The organism is Janthinobacterium sp. KBS0711, assembly GCF_000988085.1.
Lineage (GTDB): Bacteria > Pseudomonadota > Gammaproteobacteria > Burkholderiales > Burkholderiaceae_D > Janthinobacterium > Janthinobacterium lividum_E.
Genome location: NZ_LBCO01000034.1, coordinates 1 through 815, shown reverse-complemented (window position 1 = coordinate 815; position 815 = coordinate 1). Strand labels below are relative to the sequence as shown.

Here is an 815-nt window from a genome sequence, read left to right as displayed (position 1 = left end):
AAAGCGCGCAGTTCAGGACGCGACCACAGGCCAGGACCGGCGGAGATCGTCGGTGCGATGGTCAGCTTGGTCAAGCGCTTGGCTGGCTGGCCGCCCGATTGCGTCACGCGGTCCGTGCCCAGTTCGCCCACCAGCTTGAAGTTGTCGGTGAACGCGTACACGGGACGCACGCCGACCGAGGTCCAGGTCGAGGAACCGGTGGCTTTCGACTCGTCTTTTTGCCACAGGGCGACAAATTCCATGCCGAAGTTGGCCATCGGCTGGATCGCCATGTCATTGAAGATGCGCGTGCGTTTCACATCCGAACCGAAACCGGTGTCGCCCGATGCGCCGAACTGCGCGCCCTTGCCCGTGCCAGGACCGACGCCGTACTGCACGCCGAAGGTATTGCCGCCGCCAAATACCTTGCCTTGACGGTGAAATGCCGACAACTGCCAGCCGTTGTGCTTTTCGCCAAAAGCGTCGGTGTCCTTGCCTTCGCCGATGATGTAGGTCGCGGCCAGGTCCAGCGTGCCGTTTTCATTGACGGGGATTTCGCCGTAGATGAAGTTCTGGCGCACGGCCGACTTGGTGCCACGGATGGTGCCGTCGGCATTGCGGTCGTTGATGTCGTTGTCCTTGAAGAAGGCATACGAGAATTTACCAGGACCGGCAGGAATGCGGTCCAGCCCGGCGCCCGTGCCGTTCATGTTGATGTATTGCAGATCCAGCATGTGGATGTCAGGACGGTAGTAGAAGCGCTTACCGATCCAGGCCGTGCCGCCGTTCAGGAAATCGAGTCCCTGCGCTTCGACATAGGCTTTGACGATGCCCAG

1 protein-coding gene is annotated in these 815 nt (G+C 60.9%); it reads right to left on the bottom strand.

What is annotated here, in order from left to right:
* Positions 1-815 (bottom strand): carbohydrate porin (locus VM94_RS23270; protein WP_046685675.1); only part of this gene is annotated, 815 nt, incomplete at both ends.